At 37.0% G+C, this 17694-nt stretch carries 18 protein-coding genes; 10 read left to right on the top strand and 8 right to left on the bottom strand.

Translation table 11 applies throughout. The annotated features are described in order from the left end of the window. Nucleotides 1-135 precede the first annotated feature (135 nt). The 3 genes from RBB56_RS02285 to RBB56_RS02295 form a co-directional block, all read right to left on the bottom strand. Nucleotides 136-1341 carry a GNAT family N-acetyltransferase gene (locus tag RBB56_RS02285; protein ID WP_306720793.1) on the bottom strand — a complete coding sequence of 402 codons (1206 nt, stop codon included), beginning with the start codon at nucleotides 1339-1341 and terminating at the stop codon, nucleotides 136-138. A gap of 39 nt (nucleotides 1342-1380) precedes the next feature. Then, on the bottom strand, nucleotides 1381-1923 hold the full coding sequence (gene ispF / locus RBB56_RS02290; RefSeq protein ID WP_306720794.1) for a 2-C-methyl-D-erythritol 2,4-cyclodiphosphate synthase: 543 nt from the start codon (nucleotides 1921-1923) through the stop codon (nucleotides 1381-1383). Nucleotides 1924-2058: 135 nt separating this feature from the next. After that, on the bottom strand, nucleotides 2059-2205 hold the full coding sequence (locus tag RBB56_RS02295) for a hypothetical protein (RefSeq protein ID WP_306720795.1): 147 nt from the start codon (nucleotides 2203-2205) through the stop codon (nucleotides 2059-2061). Nucleotides 2206-2435: 230 nt separating this feature from the next. Between RBB56_RS02295 and RBB56_RS02300 the strand changes: the two genes are divergently transcribed. Next, nucleotides 2436-2924, top strand: coding sequence for a hypothetical protein (locus RBB56_RS02300; protein WP_306720796.1), 489 nt, complete (start codon nucleotides 2436-2438; stop codon nucleotides 2922-2924). Nucleotides 2925-3131: 207 nt separating this feature from the next. Here the strand turns inward: RBB56_RS02300 and RBB56_RS02305 are convergent, their stop codons facing one another. From RBB56_RS02305 to RBB56_RS02325, 5 genes are all read right to left on the bottom strand, one after another. After that, nucleotides 3132-4280 (bottom strand): aldo/keto reductase, encoded by a 1149-nt coding sequence (locus RBB56_RS02305; RefSeq protein WP_306720797.1) that lies wholly within the window; start codon nucleotides 4278-4280, stop codon nucleotides 3132-3134. 39 nt (nucleotides 4281-4319) lie between these two features. Next, nucleotides 4320-4997, bottom strand: coding sequence for a hypothetical protein (locus RBB56_RS02310; protein WP_306720798.1), 678 nt, complete (start codon nucleotides 4995-4997; stop codon nucleotides 4320-4322). A gap of 54 nt (nucleotides 4998-5051) precedes the next feature. After that, the gene (locus RBB56_RS02315; RefSeq protein WP_306720799.1) at nucleotides 5052-5300 is read right to left on the bottom strand and encodes a TIGR04076 family protein; all 249 of its coding nucleotides are present in this window, start codon (nucleotides 5298-5300) and stop codon (nucleotides 5052-5054) included. Nucleotides 5301-5477: 177 nt separating this feature from the next. Further along, nucleotides 5478-5738 (bottom strand): hypothetical protein, encoded by a 261-nt coding sequence (locus tag RBB56_RS02320; RefSeq protein ID WP_306720800.1) that lies wholly within the window; start codon nucleotides 5736-5738, stop codon nucleotides 5478-5480. An 11-nt stretch (nucleotides 5739-5749) separates the two neighbouring features. After that, nucleotides 5750-7612: a GmrSD restriction endonuclease domain-containing protein gene (locus tag RBB56_RS02325; RefSeq protein WP_306720801.1), complete on the bottom strand. Its 1863-nt coding sequence runs from the start codon at nucleotides 7610-7612 to the stop codon at nucleotides 5750-5752. Between the two features lie 264 nt (nucleotides 7613-7876). On the opposite strand from RBB56_RS02325, the gene RBB56_RS02330 reads away from it, so the two are divergent. From RBB56_RS02330 to RBB56_RS02370, 9 genes are all read left to right on the top strand, one after another. Further along, nucleotides 7877-8101: a hypothetical protein gene (locus tag RBB56_RS02330; protein ID WP_306720802.1), complete on the top strand. Its 225-nt coding sequence runs from the start codon at nucleotides 7877-7879 to the stop codon at nucleotides 8099-8101. 17 nt (nucleotides 8102-8118) lie between these two features. Next, nucleotides 8119-10959: a hypothetical protein gene (locus RBB56_RS02335; protein WP_306720803.1), complete on the top strand. Its 2841-nt coding sequence runs from the start codon at nucleotides 8119-8121 to the stop codon at nucleotides 10957-10959. 536 nt (nucleotides 10960-11495) lie between these two features. Next, nucleotides 11496-12245 (top strand): hypothetical protein, encoded by a 750-nt coding sequence (locus RBB56_RS02340; RefSeq protein ID WP_306720804.1) that lies wholly within the window; start codon nucleotides 11496-11498, stop codon nucleotides 12243-12245. Nucleotides 12246-12286: 41 nt separating this feature from the next. After that, nucleotides 12287-13081: a hypothetical protein gene (locus RBB56_RS02345; RefSeq protein WP_306720805.1), complete on the top strand. Its 795-nt coding sequence runs from the start codon at nucleotides 12287-12289 to the stop codon at nucleotides 13079-13081. Between the two features lie 223 nt (nucleotides 13082-13304). Next, nucleotides 13305-13616: a hypothetical protein gene (locus tag RBB56_RS02350; RefSeq protein ID WP_306720806.1), complete on the top strand. Its 312-nt coding sequence runs from the start codon at nucleotides 13305-13307 to the stop codon at nucleotides 13614-13616. 48 nt (nucleotides 13617-13664) lie between these two features. After that, nucleotides 13665-14024, top strand: coding sequence for a hypothetical protein (locus RBB56_RS02355; protein ID WP_306720807.1), 360 nt, complete (start codon nucleotides 13665-13667; stop codon nucleotides 14022-14024). Nucleotides 14025-14258: 234 nt separating this feature from the next. Further along, complete coding sequence (locus tag RBB56_RS02360; RefSeq protein WP_306720808.1) at nucleotides 14259-14699, top strand: hypothetical protein; 441 nt, start codon at nucleotides 14259-14261, stop codon at nucleotides 14697-14699. A 7-nt stretch (nucleotides 14700-14706) separates the two neighbouring features. Further along, nucleotides 14707-14949: a hypothetical protein gene (locus tag RBB56_RS02365; RefSeq protein ID WP_306720809.1), complete on the top strand. Its 243-nt coding sequence runs from the start codon at nucleotides 14707-14709 to the stop codon at nucleotides 14947-14949. A 132-nt stretch (nucleotides 14950-15081) separates the two neighbouring features. Further along, entirely contained in the window at nucleotides 15082-17622 is a 2541-nt protein-coding gene (locus tag RBB56_RS02370) for a hypothetical protein (protein WP_306720810.1), read from the top strand. The last annotated feature ends 72 nt before the right edge of the window (nucleotides 17623-17694 follow it).

Genomic DNA, 17694 nt, shown 5'->3' on the forward strand with positions numbered 1-17694 from the left:
TTTCTTACAACTATCCGTTTCACAATTATCTACCACCGAATAAATGGTGTATTTACTCTATACCTTAGCCGCAAGCGGCCAGGTATGTTTCATGCACACTCGCTTTGCTCGGCGCAGTATAATATTGTTAAAATATTATACAATCTCATTAATAAAAATATGGGAAAACACTTTTATCCGCTCTATTTCTGTAAGCACTTTCTCTTTTTCCTTCTCTTCGGAAAAGGAAAAACATTCTTCCGCCTCCCGATAACCAAATACCCAAGAAGTCAGAGCATCGATTCCCACAATGCACATCACTTTCTTATCATCATCCTCACACTTTTGTATAGAGGCTTCTTCCTCGCTTATCCGATATTCCCACAGACCGTTATTTCCCATAATTATAGGGTCTTCTATCTGAATTGTCAGCACCACTTCCTCAGCCTGTCCCTCAGCCTTTGCCTTAGGTTCTTTCAGCCTAAGTAAGGATAGCATGGCTGCTGCGTCCACAATTCGTGCCATAATAATTGGCTGGTCATTTTTCTCCTGTAGGATACCAGCTTTCCCGATAAGAGAAGCATTCTCAAAAATAGCTTCCTGAATATCCTCTTTTTCCTCTTCTTTTGTATGAAGAAAATATCCCTCTATCTTCCGGGGACCTTCCCCGTCTTTTTCCTTTCGTACCAGAAAGATTCCACCCTGCTGTACTTTCAGCTCTTTTATGAAAGTTTCATAATAAGATTCATCCCTATTCATAAAAACATCGTAGTGTTCTTCTAAGTAGCGGTTCACATAGAGAAGTAACTCCGAAAGTTCCTCCTCCTTAAGCAGTGCAACTTCCCATCGCCCGGAGGACAGCTCGAATATCTCCCCGGCTGCTTTCACATTCTGCATCGGAATATTCGTTTCGTACTTCTTCTTGTCGTAGATATATACAAATTGATAAGGTTCATAAATCTTCGGGCTTGCAGGCATTAGAAAGGTAAAGGGCTGTCCTTGTCCATACATGCGGCTTAAGGAAGCCTCTAACAGCATCCTCATATATCCTCTGCGCCGATACTGTTCCTGCGTTGCTACACCTACGATGTAATTAGCCTCCTGGCAGATAAATCTGCCACCTATCCGCAGCCTCATATTATAAGGAGATAGGTGAAGCATGGCTGCTGCATCCTCATAAGGTATGCTTGCAGCCATCATTTCTCCTATCTTTTCCTTATCTTTTTCTATTACGAACGCATGATTGCGCTTCACTTTTTCTTCGAAATAATAGTCTGTAAATTCTTGGGAATCCTCAGAAAATACCTTCTCCCATAAAGACTTAAGGCTAAGGCATTCTTCTCCTCTTATTTCTTTTACCATATATGTCCGACTCCTTTGTACTACTTAAAAAACGCTCTTCTATCGATGGGAACAGCCGCTGCATCCATCACATTTGTTGGGAGCTGTCATATCCTCCATGTAATAATTCATAGGGCTCGTAAGCATACAGATCGCTTGTGAGGAAATACCTTCTCCTGTTCCTGTGAATCCCAGGCCCTCTTCTGTTGTTGCCTTTACATTTACCTGTGCAATATCAATACCAAGCGCCTGCGCAATATTTTCCCGCATCTTATCGATATGGGGGCGCATCTTAGGAGCCTGTGCAATAATCGTCGCATCGATATTTTCTATTAAAAAGCAGCTCTCCTCCAACTGTCTTCCCACTTCTTTAAGCAGTTCCATGGAGGAAGCACCTTTATAGGCTTCATCCGTATCCGGGAAAAGCTTTCCAATATCGCCAAGTGCCGCTGCCCCCAGTAATGCATCCATAACTGCATGCAGAAGAACATCTGCATCCGAATGACCGAGCAATCCTTTCTCGTAGGGAATCGTAACTCCCCCGACAATCAAATCTCTATCTTCTACTAATCTATGAACATCATATCCCATTCCGATTCTCATATGATAATTATCCTCTTTCTTCTCCTGTAATCAAGTTTATGTTACTATTCACGGCTTCGCCATGAACAGCAACAAGTTTATTTTAATCTTATTGATTATAGCATTATTTCCCCCAAATAGAAATGCCTTTCTTTCCTATCTTTTCTGATTAATCGGCCCTATCCCTTCTTTCCTTATATTATGCTCTTGATTTTGATTCTCCGGTTTCGCACTCTGCGTCACAGTATTGAACTTCTCTTCCGTTTTCTTCCTCTGTTCTTGCATTTCCTCTTTCTTATTCATTCTAATTGAACCTCCTTCTCTTATTTATGCTGTGCTACTCCAAACATCTGCAAATTTCTATAATATTATCTACACTTTCTCTTTCCTTCATCCAAGAAACCCTCGATTTTCACTTTACATCAATACCTTGTTCAGATTTTTAGCCAATAGTTTGAAAAGGCTTTATACGCTCACACTATTTCTCCACTCACGGCATACTCTAAAGTAAACTTATATCATAAGGAAATTCCATGGACTTTACATCTCCTTCTACTTACTATACCGGCATCACAGGTATTATCGAACGCATTACTCCTATGAATTCACAATGCTGTAATCAGATTATTAGCCTCCGTTCCCAAAACGGAACGGTTAATTTCGTTCTTTCTCCGGGAACCTATGTTACGGACAACACGTTGCTTCGCACAAGAATGCGCATCACTGCTTTCTATGATGCTAACCTCCCGGTTCCTCTCATTTATCCCCCACAATATCAGGCCGCATTCATTGGACGTACGGAGCCGGGCGAGAACATTATGATCGATTATTTTGATACAAATCTGGTTTCTGCAAATAATTCCCTGAGACTTGCCGTAGACCCCTCCACCAGAGTGAGTACTGCCAATGGTCAGCAATTCACATGCGACTTGGGTAATCACCTTTTAATGGTCTACTATAGCTTTATTACAAGGAGTGCCCCATCTCAGACAACTCCTGAAAGAATTATCGTTTTCTGTTAAGATTTTATATCATAAAAAATTAATACTCTCACGTATTATCATCCCAGGGATTTTCTATGATATAAACAAAACCGGGCGGATGAAATCGCCGTCATCTGACGACTCATCTGCCCGGTATTCTTTTTACTATCATAACGTAACTGTTCGGCACCCGTTACTCCATAACCTCTTTTTAGCCTAGTTGAAATAAATATTTTCCTTTAATATCTATACTCCGAAAACCGCTGCCGCTCTTCCCATATTCTCTATGACAGGAACAGAAAACGGACACTTGCTCTCACAGCTTCCGCACTGAATACAATCCGAGCCGTATGCTGCCAGTTCTCTGTAATGCTGACCAACACCTTTATTCACCGCACTCGCATCCATCGTAGCGATATCCAGGTATTTAGTCACCGCCGCTATGTCAATCCCTACAGGGCAGGGCTGACAATGATTACAGTAAACACAGCTTCCTTTAAAATCGCTATTCATACCACGAATTGCCTCGGTATAATCCAAGTCATCGGAAGTTGCCGATAAATAAGTCACTGCCCCTTCTATCTGCTTTCTGCTCTGGCACCCCACCATAACACTGGCTACTGACGGCCTTGTGAGCGCATAATGGATACATTGATGCACCGTGAGCGGCTCCGCAAAAGGCGTATGCTCCTTAGAAAGCAGTTTTCCCCCACCCAAGGTCTTCATAACGGTAATCGGAATATCCAGTTTATCACATGTACGATACAACTCCAGACGCTTCGCATCGATTTCCAGCATCATGCTTTTATCGAACGCATTGCTTAAGTAATTCAGCGCATCCACCTCAGCCGGAATCATATCAAAAGCAGGATTGACGCTGAACATCAGCAAATCGACCACTCCCGTCTCCACCACCTTCTTGGCAATTACCGGATTATGCGAACTGGCACCAATTCCTCGAATCACGCCCGCCCTCTTCAATTCTTCCGCATATCGTACGATATCGGAGTGAAAAACTTCATCAAAATGCTGTTCGCTATCGATAAAAAATAACATACCAAAGTCTATGTAATCCGTTCCTAAATCCGTCAGAAGATTTTCAAAATATTTCTTGCATGTGGGCAGATCTCTTGAAATATCATATTGGTGATTGATATCGGTAGAACCGATATGCCCCTGAATCAAGAATTTTTCACGATTTCCTTCGATAGCGCGTCCAATCTTCCGCCTAATATCGCTGCCCGGCATAAACACATCCATCATATTGACGCCATATTCCATCGCAGCATCGATGGTTTCCTTCACCACCTCGTAATCCTTCCCGTCCAGATGTTCCGTTCCAAGCCCAATAATTCCGGCTTCCATCCCGGTCTTTCCCAGCTTCCTATACTTCATATCCCTTGCCTCCTTTTATATAGTTGCTATTTTTCCTTTTTATTTATCAGGTTCCAATACAACGAATGCACCTCCGAGCCCCGGAGCCGCAAGCCATTGTCCCAGATCTATCATTTTCTTACATCCCTGATCATAGATCATAGCCTGCATATCTTCCCTTATCGATACCAAAGTTACCCAATGCCAACTATCCAAGTTCCGTACACCGCCATTAGAAAGATTCAGAAAAGCAATGGGTAAGTTATCAGTAAACGCCGATCTTAAAAAATCTAAAGCTTCTTTCTTCCCAGGGCGCCGTCTTACTAATAACGGAACTTTCAGAAGTCTTGCCTTAAGCGATATATCCTTCTTAGCTGCATAGGAAAGTACTCCCTTAATAAAAGAAGAAGCCCTGCTCATACCGAATATCCCCGGCGTCACATCGTGCCAAACTTCCTCCATAAAACGAAGCATTCCCGATTGGTCGGTCCCGTCCCCATCATAGAAACCGGAACAAAGCTCAGGCCTTGTCGCTTTCAAATACCAAAGCAAATTGGAGGCAGCCGTTGGCCCACATCCCGATAGTCTCTTACGCTTATCGGTGTACCATAGTTGCTGTGCCCCGTAGGAAACCGTTCTTCCGTCATGAATGTGTAACCATTCCGGCGAAAGAACCTCCTTTTGCTGCAAAACTTGGTTCGTTACATTCATCGTACAATCACCTTCTCTATATTTCATCCAATTCTATCTGAATAATTACCATTAATCGACAAGATCTATGTTACTGTGTAATCATTTAAGAATTTCCCCATGAATGCAAACTCTGCCTTCATCCGGACACCTCGCATCAAATTGCTTTGAACGTATATTCCCATAATCCAATTCCGCACCATTTTGTATTGCATATACAAGAGGATATATCGTGTGCCACAATTCATGGCAAAGCGGCGGACATAAATCATCAATAATAAATTCATCGCCTTTCTTGCAATAGCCGCCCCTGCATCTACTATCCGTGATGGTTAATTTTACTTTCTCCATTTCTTCTATCCTCTAAAATCATTTTTATTATGAGAAACAAATCCAAAATAATACAATAAGTTCCAATCACAGAACAAGCATAGCACAAACTCAACTTGCTTACTACAAGAAAATCCCTATAGGAAACAGGCAGCTACATGAAAGCATAGGCGTCTTACTATTGAATGATCAGATTTTTTATATCAAGCTTTTTATCGTCAATAAACTTTCAAATAACGTTACCAAACGGTAATCTTCACTTATTACCTCTTTTTTCACATCCGGGATTCCATATCGTGATATTTCTATATATTTATACAAGGTTCCGTTCTCTATACCATAATCTCTTAAGTTATCATCTATTAGCATTTGTAATCCGAGTTCTTCACACAAAGCTTGAAAAGCATCGTACTTATCTATACTTCCCTCTATTGTCGTTCTTATCTTTACCTTTGCCATAATATCACCGCTTATTTACTTTCTTGTTTGATTTTCTGTGAATCAACGGTCATGTTATAATTTTTGTTATATTTATCTAAATAACTTTTTACATATGTATTGCTTTTCCTGGAAATATAAGCCTCTTCTTTTTTAATATCCTGCCTTTTCTTTTTCTTGACAAAATCCTCTCCCACTTCTTCTTTGTTTGAAATATCAGAATCTTCCATATAGAAATATTCCTTCATAAGTTTCTCCAAATGATTGATTTTATTAATAACTACATTTTTATCCTTAGTTGATTTCCCATTTAAATCATCGAAGGAAATATCACCGATCCTTTTATTATGTAATGATCTGGCAAATTCAGTCATAAATTCGATGAATTTTATATCTTCTAGCCCTATCTTAGCAAATCTTGCAAATAATCCAAACCAAATAAAGGAATCCTTAGAATCGAACATATTAAATATCTCTTCTGTTCCTATTCGGGTAAGCCTTTCAATGACATCCTCGAATTCATCGAAGTTTTCCGTCGTTGCATTTTCTTTTATATATTCGCACATATCCTCCTGTTTCTTCTTCCAATCATGAAGAAAGTTAGAAGCCATTACACTTTCTACAACAACGCGGTTTATCGTTCCGTTGTTCCCCTCCGACACTTTATATCCGCCCAGATCCTTGAAAAATGGCATACCGGAAATGCTTTTCACCATGGAAGCGAACTCCTCCCCTAATCTGGTCATACCTTTTTGAGATACGGTCATTGGCTTCCCTTCGTTATATCTTGCGATATGATAAGCAATATCATCGCCGGAACAATTTAAATATTGAACAATTTCAAAGTTATACTCATTGAATTTATCTTGTAATTCTTCCGGCAAGTCCGAAAACTTCTTTCCCCTAATGTCGCATTCCCTTTTTTCGCTTTGAGGAAATCCTTTTTCATCTAAAATAGGAATTCCTTTTTCATTTTTAAGCTGTGCCTGATATACGATATTCCATCTTCTAATATTCTTAGATATTTTATAGCTTCCCTTAACGAATGAATGGGCATTGGTGCAACGCTGTTTGCCATCCAAATCCCAAATAATAGCAAGTCCGTTTACAATTTGTTCTGCAAGTACAATCGCCGGAATTGGATTGCCCTGTAAAATATCCGAAATGAGATTCCCTTTCATCGCGGGACTCCATTGTTCCGACTCCCTTTGAAGAGGATGATCGAATCGGAGTGTATAATTGTCAATCTTCTTAATAATAGATGATATGCTCAGCCTATCTGCCTTACTTTTCTCCAAAGTTTGTGTTAAAATCTCTTGCATTTTTTTATTCCCCCTATAGTTTGAATCGCTTGTTATATCGTTACCTCTAAATAAAACTTGTGTATTACGGAATGATTTCATCTGACTGCAATGGCCTTCATATTGCTTATCCGATAGCTTTAGCCTTTCTTTTATAGTTTTGACAGGTATTTCATCCATTTTCATTTCCACAATTTTTCTTTGTACCTTTGATAAATTACTAAGATACGCTTCTATCTTCTCATCACATGGAATTTCAGCCTTTTCCAATACCTCTTTTTCAACATTGATATCGGAGGCCAACGTATCACTAATTGTCACATTTTCCTCTTCTCCGATGGGAGTATCCATAGATAAAGAAAGCCTGTCCGCCTTACGCTTTTCTCTATTAAGACCTGTCATTATTGTGTCGAACTTGTTATTGAGACAAAACTTAAGATAACTTTCAAATGGAACACCTTTGGACTCATCAAACTCCTCCGTTGCTTTCCATAATTCTTCGTTAGCCTTGCTATAAAAATCATCATAATCCTTTTGAAATATTCCCCCGAATTTAATAAATAACGAATACGAAACTTTTCTAAGCTTTGCCATATCATTCGAACAATACTCTTCTAACACTTGTCGCCTTTGCAACGAATTCACTTTTGCCACCTCCATTTGAAATATACCAATACCATTTGAGGTAAGGGTTTATGCTTCCACTGTTTACAATTATAATTCGAACATTAGTTCCTGTCAATGTAATTTTCGAACGAATGTTCTTAATTTTGGTGTTATAGAAAATCAAAAGGAGAATTACCTATTGCAACCATCCACTGGAATTTGAAATTGGCCTCGCCGAAAGGAGCAAAAATAATGACTACTCATCTAACATCGAACAATTATTTTTACAATAAGTTACATACTCACCCGATTAAAACGCGTGACGAGCTTCATAAGACCTATAGTGGCAGAATCTATACGAATGATTTTAGTGCTGATTACAGAGGTAAGGATGAACGCAAAGGCTCCCCCATCGCTTCTCGCATTGCATCTGATTTTCGATGGGAAGAAAGCTTACGCAATAATTATGAAATCTAAACTAGGAGGGCTGACACTTGAATCATACTGGAATCTATATACCATCGATCGATGCTAAGGATATTTATTTATCTTCCCACTTTCTCGAGAATAACCCGGATGGATATAATTTGAAACTTAAAGACGGGCAATATAACTTACGGAAATTTACGAATACTTTTGATGACAGCCTGGACTTAATCGAGCTGTTACATATCTACTATAAGAGATATAGACGGAATGACTTTTCCTTCAAAGTAAAAAAACATTTATATTCTGTCAGCGTAATTAATCTTACTTTCAAGTATTCCATTAAGGAATGGAATCAGATGACTAGAAATACCTATGTGAAATTTGGTTATGATTATAGGAATCTGGTGTTCACCGATTGTATTGCACAAAATAAAGAAGGAGAAATCGTTGGAATTCAGATTGGTGAAAAGGTAGAAACTCCGATAGACAAACAAAGAATACCTCCCTACTTCTCTTCCATCACTGTTGAAATCCGTGATAAGAAGGACACGGAAAGAATTATAAATGTACAGACCCAATATCAAAAGGAAAAAGAACCTAAAGTGCTAAAAACAAATGCACAATTGAGGAAAGAACTATACAAGGATGGCTTTGTCTGTAATGGGGTTAAATATTGCCGTCTAAAGAGATCTTCCGGATCGGCCCGTGTCGGTAAATGTCTGTTCATCAACGAACCATTATTCGAACCGATGTTAAGATTCAGTTCCGGTTCCATCTCATTAAAGGAAGGAGAAGAAATCGATCTTGCCGCTTATGAATCTTATATATCCCTTCCTTCCAGTAGCATTATCGGCACACTTCCTATATCACCTGAAAATATTCTTCTAATCGACGATTATGAAAGCATATTTCGAGAAGACGTCATCGCCACTCATGACGAGGACGGATGGCTGACAACGACGGAAAGAAATTGTGAGATCTCTAATAATATATGGGACGGACAATCTCTTCTGGATATTTCACTCTTTGGACATTATAAAGAATATGGAATGGTTTTACTAAGAAACCTTATGTTCAAATCTTGTTGCTTCAATTGTAATATCCAACAATGGTTTAAAGATAATCATATTACTGATATTTCACAATTAAACGGGAAAACAAGGGCCAAACGAATCGAAGATGTGAAATTAATTACTACCCCAAGCAGCATTAAATATTTGAAATTCGATACATTGGATAACTGGCTGGATCATCTCTATCCTAATTTCGGCGTTGTTAAGCACGATAAGAAAACTCACTTTTTCGGCGGCCGGCTAGTACAGACCCATTACCAGCTTATTAATACTCTGCAAATGACAAAAGATGAGGTAAGAGAGTTTCTGCAAGATTCCCTGGAATTTGCCCAAATTCTTAAAAGCAACCCGGAAGTTGTAAGGTATTTTATTAAGTATCCTGATATTGATACGATGACTCCTTTATCACATCCGATGACAAATAAAAATGCCGTCATATATAACTTGATGTGTATCAATGATGATTTCACCCACACGAAATATTATCAGGAGTTCCTAATCGACCTATTAAAAGCATTCTATAAAAATTTAAAGAATGGTCACGTATATGTAAACGGCAACTACTCCACTCTTCTGGGCAATCCTATGGAAATGCTGCAACAGACTATCGGAAGGTTCCATGGAGAAAGTCAGATTGGTAAAGGAAATATACATAGCAAAAGGTTTCACTATAATAAAACACTAATCGCCTCCCGTTCCCCACACGTAACCATCGGAAATATATGGCTTCCATATAATACGGAAAACAAATTGATCGATCGCTATTTTAATCTTACAAACGAAATTATAGCAATCAATTCCATCGGTGAGAATGTATTACAGCGATTATCAGGTGCTGACTTCGATAGTGACAGCGTGATGCTAAGCGATAATGAGATACTTATCCGAGCTGCCAAGAGAAATTATGATACTTTTAAAATACCGACCTCTTTTGTCTCTGCCAAAAAGGTCAAGAGATATTACACGCCGGAAGAACAGGCTGACCTGGATATTAAAACATCCGTAAATAAAATTGGAGAAATTATCAATTTATCTCAAGAACTCAATTCTTTATTGTGGGATAAAATGTACCATGGCTCTGTTTATGAAGATATCAGGGAATTGTACTATGATATCTGCCAATTAGATGTTATGTCAGGACTTGAAATCGATAAAGCAAAAAAGGAATTCGACATCGATAACTCCAAAGAACTGGATAAGATTCGTGCAAAATACAAGGATATCCTTACCGATGAAGATGACAGAAAGAGGATGCCTCACTTTTTCTCCCATATAGCGAGGCAGAAGGGATATTACAACCCCGATAAAAAAAACTACTGTAAATATGATACTTCCATGGATTATTTGCAGACAATCATCAATGGATTCCGAATTAAAAATCCTTATAAAAAGGATTGGCTGCCATTTGTATCTATTTTGAATCATCGCTTATTCAGGACTTCCGGCGTAAATCAGAAACAAATTGACAAGCTTTATACCCAGCTAAGGAAATATATAAGTGAGAAAAAGAATATCTATGCCTCTGATTCTGACAATGATGAAAAACGTGAGAAATCACAACTTCTATATACAAACCTGGTATCCGAGATAGAAAGTGAAATAATTGGTTTCTCTACCTTATATAAGCTGTTGAGTTCCTTGGAGGATAAAGAGAATTCCCAAGTAAAGAATACACTCTTACAGATATTGTATCTATGCGGCAACGAAAGTTTCAAAAAAGCGATTCTACAGTCAACATCCGAAATCAAACAACTGGAGGAGGACGGAAATGATATAAAGTTATATGGAATCGGATATCGAATTACAAAAAAGAAGGTCAATTCGGAAATTTAACTATGATTAGCCCTTGGGCTTCGTAACCAAATTAAAGTTACTTAGGAGAGGAAGGAGCGATTACAATATTGGAATCAAAAAAATGTTACAATCAAAAATATTATACTCAAAAATATGTTATAGAGGAAATTCACAAAAAAACAGGTTACTCCATACGTGAAATCACTATTATCTTAAATTCCCTGCGCAACGTGGTAAAAGATAAATTCAGCGACCGGGACAATCATGTGGAGATAAAAATTTTTCCCGGGCTAAAAGTGACTTCCAAACATGTTCCTTGTGAGCAATCAAATCTAAATCTATGTACATCCGGAGCGATTACCTCCGAATATCTACTATATTTAAACGGTGAATTCAGCGGCCGGTTCAAAAATGAAATAAGAAACCATCATACCTACATGATATCTTAGGGCCCTAAGTTTATATAAATGTGTTTACCTTTCTCCAATCTAATGGCGGTGCTGTCACTTCGACAGTATCGCCATTAGCATCTCAAAATACACAATGCGCTTAATCGGTAAGGAGGGATCGTTCCATTGGAAAGCTTAATTAATAATGAACTTCAAATATATAGAGGAAAAGATTTCATCATTAAAGAAGGGATTATTATCTCCCAGCCTACATTAGATGAAATCTGTAACTACGGGGAAAGAGAATATTTCCAGCTCATACATACTTTCACTTCCACTCCGGCAGATTTAAAGTGGCAATTGGACGAATCCGGAATCGATTATACCCAAATAAGTGATTTTGAATTATTTTACCATATGACATATCGAATGTTCACGAAGGAAATGACATCGATTATATTCGGAGATTTAGATTGGTCGAAGTTTCAGCGTTATAGCCAAGCGCAAGATGACAGTGAGAAGTTAATTCTATATCATCCCGATGACAATATCGTAGTGGATGAATTCACATATCTTCTTATTACTGAAGTCCTACGGAAAATACACGGACTGAAACGCAACAATCAGTTGCCGGGAAATGAAACGACGAAACGCATCCTAATTGAAGATGCAAAAGAAGAATATCTTGCTAATAAAAATAGAGAATATCGCTCTCAATTAAAAAATTTAATCTCTGCTATGATAAATAGTGAAGGGTTTAAATATAACCACTCTGAGGTTTGGAACATGAAAATCAATGCTTTTATGGATTCTGTCCAACGAATCAGCAAGATTCAAAATGCGAACCTATTGCTACAGAGTGGATATTCAGGCTATGGAATCAGCCTGAAAGATGTAGACAAACAACAATTAAACTGGCTGGGAGATCTTGAATAAAGTTCTCTCTTATTGCCGACAAAACGAAAGGAGATTAACTTATGTTTAATCCTAATGAAGTAATTCTTGAAAAAATCAGAGCGGTTGAGGAGTATGACCCGGAAACAAATGAGATTACCGGCAGATACACTCAGATTGAAAGTCCAGCCTTACAGACAACAGCCAACGGCGTTACTGTAACAGATTCAATGGGTGCAGAAATCGCAACCTTCTACAATGCTCAGACAGGTACTTTTAGCTTTACGAATAGCGTACATTCCCTCGACCTTATGGCAAGCCAGTTCGGTTCAGAGAAAGAAATCGCAGAAGATGATAAGAAGCTTATTATGCCTGTATCCGAAATGATTACCATCGGCTCCGACCACACTGCAGTCTTGAAATATGTACCTGTGGGTACAGAAGGCGCAGAAGTAAAATATGTAAAACTGATTAACGAAAACAATGAATTCGGTAAGACATACGAAGTATCCGCTACAGCCGGCGAAGGAAAGTTCACAATCGATGCAGCTACAAGAACTATTACAATGCCTGATGACGTAACAGGAAAGATTTTCGTAAGATACGAAAAAGAAACATCTACTGCTGTAAAGGTCAGCAAGAGAACCGATAGCGTGCCTAAGGTAAAATCTCTATTGATCCACGCTATTTTCCATAACAAATGTAATGTGAACACGGTATATTCCGGCGTTATCTCCGTATCCAGAGCACAGATTGACCCTACTACTGTGGATGTCAATCTCACACCGGACGGAAAGCATTCCGCATCTTATAAGTTGCAGAAAAACTACTGCGATGAGGATGGTAAGCTGTTCGACATCATCATTAGCGAAGACTAAGCTACTGTTCACACCCATGGTGCTCACAGCAACAATATCACACAAATTGCAGGAAGAAAATGCAATTTGGCGTCCGAAGTACTCGCAAAATCGCATAAAAATGCCAAGATAAAGCTTTGGCATCGCGATTATGACTTCGCGGAATAGTGGCCGTGAATAGTAACAAGACTAATACTAATATCCGGGGCGGCATTCATGCTGCCCCAAGTTCAAAGGAGATCTTATGGGCGAAAAATATAATGCGCACTGCTCTATTTGCGGAAAACCTTACAAAATCTGTAAATCCTGTTCCAATGTGAAATCATTCATTCCATGGCGAACAGTTGCCGATACGATCGAACACTATATGATCTACATGGCGATTCACGGTTATACTCTCTCAAAAGATAAAATAAAAGCGAAACAAGAATTAAACAAATGTGATTTATCCGGACTGAAAAACTTCAATCCCGAAATTCAGAAAATTATCGATGAGATTATGTCTTCTGATAATAAAGATATCGAAAAAACAAATGATTTAGTAACTATTCAGTAGGTCCGCACATTTACTGCGCTGACCGTAAGAATATGTGGGAAAGATATTATGTCAAAACAGAGAACTCACGCTAATACTATGCGTGAATTGGAAAGAAAGAAACAAATTGCAGAGATGAAATGTGAAGAGAGAAAACTAAAAGTAGAGATTTTCAGATTATCTATTCCATTTCGTTTATGCATTAAATTTAATAAGCTAATTGTGCTCCTTTGCGTAGCAGCCATTGTTTCCTATACTATCGCTGCTATTTTATTGCAAAAATATATTGGCATCGAGATAAGCCCTACTTTAACAACATGTGTATTTACATTTTTCGGAACCGAACTTCTCGGCCTTGCTGGAATAAAAATGGTAGATACCAAATTCAATTCGGAACAGAATCCCTTGGATTCCGATGCCGTTGGATAGGATAAAATCTCACATCTCGAAAGAATCATACCTTGACCGCAAGCGGCCACGGTATATTTTTGCACACTCGCTTTGCTCGGCGCAGTATAATATTGCTAAAATATTATAGCATAAAGACACATTTCAACGTAACTGTTCAGTACCCTCACTTATCTTTTCACGTATCCTTACGGTCCGCGCAGTAAATGCGCAGACCTACTGAATAGTTACATTTCAACGCACTATGGGAAAGGTATGGTTATTACTATAAATATGGAATTCAATGAAATGATCAACAATGTATTATATACGATTCTAACTGCGATTCTGCCGGTGGCAGCCTATTATATCGTAAGCCTGACGAAAGCTAAAATCAACGAGAGTACCATTATAGAAGAATCGGTAAAAAATGAGATTATAAGTAATATGATTAAAGATGCCCTATCGGATGTGACGGACGCCGTCCTTCATGTAAATCAAACTTATGTCGATTCGCTGAAAGCTTCCGGCAAATTCGATAATGCTGCTCAGAATGAAGCATTCCTCAAAGCATATACAGAGGCCATCATGCTAATCTCAGCCGGAACGCAAGAAATAATTGAAAAAGTATACGGTTCCTTCGACGAATGGCTCAAATCGAAAATCGAAACTTCCGTGAAGAAAGCGAAAACAATGTCAGAAAAGCAAAGCATGTAAGAAAGGTATGGTGATTAAAATGATTAAATACTTTAAAATGAAACTTTTTATGATGCAACTTAAATTGGCACTTTATGATGCTTTAGCTCACAGCGAAGATTACATAACAATGCTCACAAAACTAGCTGTTGCTTCTAAAGATATGGAACCCGATGAAGTCAAAAAAGAATTCTTGAAAGAATTCATCGGTATTGTGCATGATTATGTCCATAAAACTGATGAAAAAAGTGAAAATAAAGAAAATGGGTAAATCAATAAAAATACCTTAACATATCATTGAGTCCATCATAAACTTATCCGTGAATTAAATAGACTTATCATTGCCGTATATTGGAATTTATGATATATTTACTTGGAAAATAATATTAATTAGGAGAAAAGAATGAAATTTAATTCTAAGGGAAAGTTTTTTATAATTTGTTGTATTTCAGTTATATTTATAAGCATATTCACATTATGTTATTATCTCTTTCCATATCAAGGGTTACGATATGATAGTGAGGTTTTTTACCCAGTTGTAAGTGAACATTCTTTAATTGAATTGAATGATAATACCATTGTTTCACAAAGTTTCAATTCTGAAAATATCCATTTAAAAGGATTAAAATATTATTTAATCAAATCGGAATCAGAAATTACTGGTTCTTTACATATATCAATAATGGATGATGACAATAATTTAATATTAGACAGAAGCATTTCCCTCTCAGATATAGGGAATGCAGAATGGTATTCCGATTATTTTTCACTTACCCTGAAAAAAAATCATATTTATCAAATAAACATTTCTGCTAAAGAGTGCACAAATAATAATTTTCCTTATTTAATACTGATGACAAATTATGAACAAAATTCACCCAATTTAGAGACATATCAAAATGGTGAACTTCTTAATGGCAATGTTTTAATTAGCTACGAATTTGCAAAGCTAAATAGCACCTACATAAATGTTATTGTTTTATTTCTATTTATCCTCTCACTTATTACTATTTTATATACCATTAGTGCTGCAAGTAATAAAAAGTGGATTTCTATGTTAAATAGTTTGAAATTTTATAAATCTATTCCTATCAAAAAAATAGCTGTGATAGTTTTATTTGTTATCCAGTTTTTACTAATAATACCTAACATTGTTTACAAGGTTGGAGGATTTAATTTAGATCCATCATGGCGTTATTTTTTAAATATAGCTAATTCTTTAAATTTAAAATATGGCACTGATATCTACTTCACATATGGACCGTTAGGTTACATATGCTATCTTATGAATTTGGACAATTCATTAACCTACTGGATTGGTATCGGCATCTGGGGCATTATTTTTGCAATCCATATTCTATTATTATATTGGATATACAGATTATACATAGAAAATAAGGTATCATTCACTGCCATATTTTTATCAGTGTTAGTCTATATATCTGCAATGTTTGAATCTGAACGAGATAATTATCAATTATATTTATTATTATTATCAGTTGTAATCTATTTCTTAGGTAATAGTAAGAGTATTATAATAACGAATTTGTTATTGAGTTTAATGTTTTTTTGTAAATTTTCAACCTTTACTAGCGGCGTAGCATTCATAACTATCTTCATTATTCTGCGCTTTTTCTTTGATAAGGACAAAAAAAGTATTTTATTAATGCTCCCCTCCTTAATAATCGCACCTGTTTCATATTTAATTTATAATCCATCTTTAAAAGGATTATATGAATATGTTACCGGAATATTGAGAATATCCAGCGGATGGATGAAAACACAGCAATGGGATGATGCCATAACAAACCAAGAATATCGATATTTACTAATTATTGTTTTAATATACATTATGCTTATAGTCATTTCACTTTTAGTCAACTACCGCAAGTCAGCTATTTTAATTTCTTGCTGCGCTTCGCTATTTTTTGCATATAAATATTCTGTTACTGCACACGGAATTGCTATGGGGATTTGGCTGGTTTCTATGCTCTTTTCTGTTGTAGTTTTATCCATTGACTTTAGTACAATGCATTTACAAATCAGGACAAAGAAAAAATATGCCTTTTATTATGCTGCTTCAATAGTTGGATGCCTATTGATTGCTTCATTATTGAGTATAAATCTTCATAACAATTTTGGGCAAATTAAGGAAAGTCTTAAAAATAAATTTATTACCTATGCGACTTTAACAGACAGCTCCTTACTCCCTGAGCTATATGACAATACCTATATCCCATCGAATATTCTCGAAACAATAGGAAATGATACTGTTACTACATATCCATGGGAAATTGGATATAAGGCCGTCTATACCGATTTAAATATGGTTTACAGCCCTTCTATTCAAAATTGTAACGAATTCATTCCATGGCTCGACCAAAAGGTTGCAGATTATTTCTACTCAGAACAGGCTCCCAAATACATTATATTGGAAGATGAAACTATTTACTTTCACATAAAATATCTAGATAATCCTTTGACATGGGAAGCAATCAAGGATAGATATAATGCAGTTATTACACAAGAAGGTTTTTGCTTATTAGAAAGACAAGATAATATTTCTAAAAGAGAAATAGAGCTAATCCATTCTGAGCTTTACTCTACAAAAGACATTATATATTGTCCGGAAAATGCAGATTATGTGAAGATCAAATTAAAATATTCATTCTATGGAGAAATTAAGGACTTTTTCTGGAGAACAGGAATGACATACATGACAATTAACTATAAAGACGGTTCAAATTGTTCGGGTGTAATCATTGTTCCTAATATGCCTTCCGGCTTTTCTTTAGATTATGTTCCTCAGAACATTGATGACGTATCGCTCGTATTGAATACAGAAGATTTTACTAAGATGTCATCCATTCAATTTAGCGGAATTGGACTTGATGCTTTAGAAGATAATGTAGAAATTGAATGGTATCAATATATTGAAAAATAAGATTTATCTAAACTAATACTTTATGATACTCACTGAGTATTTCAAGAGTCTACTCCTTTACACAAAGTAAAG

The organism is Kineothrix sp. MB12-C1, assembly GCF_030863805.1.
Lineage (GTDB): Bacteria > Bacillota > Clostridia > Lachnospirales > Lachnospiraceae > Kineothrix.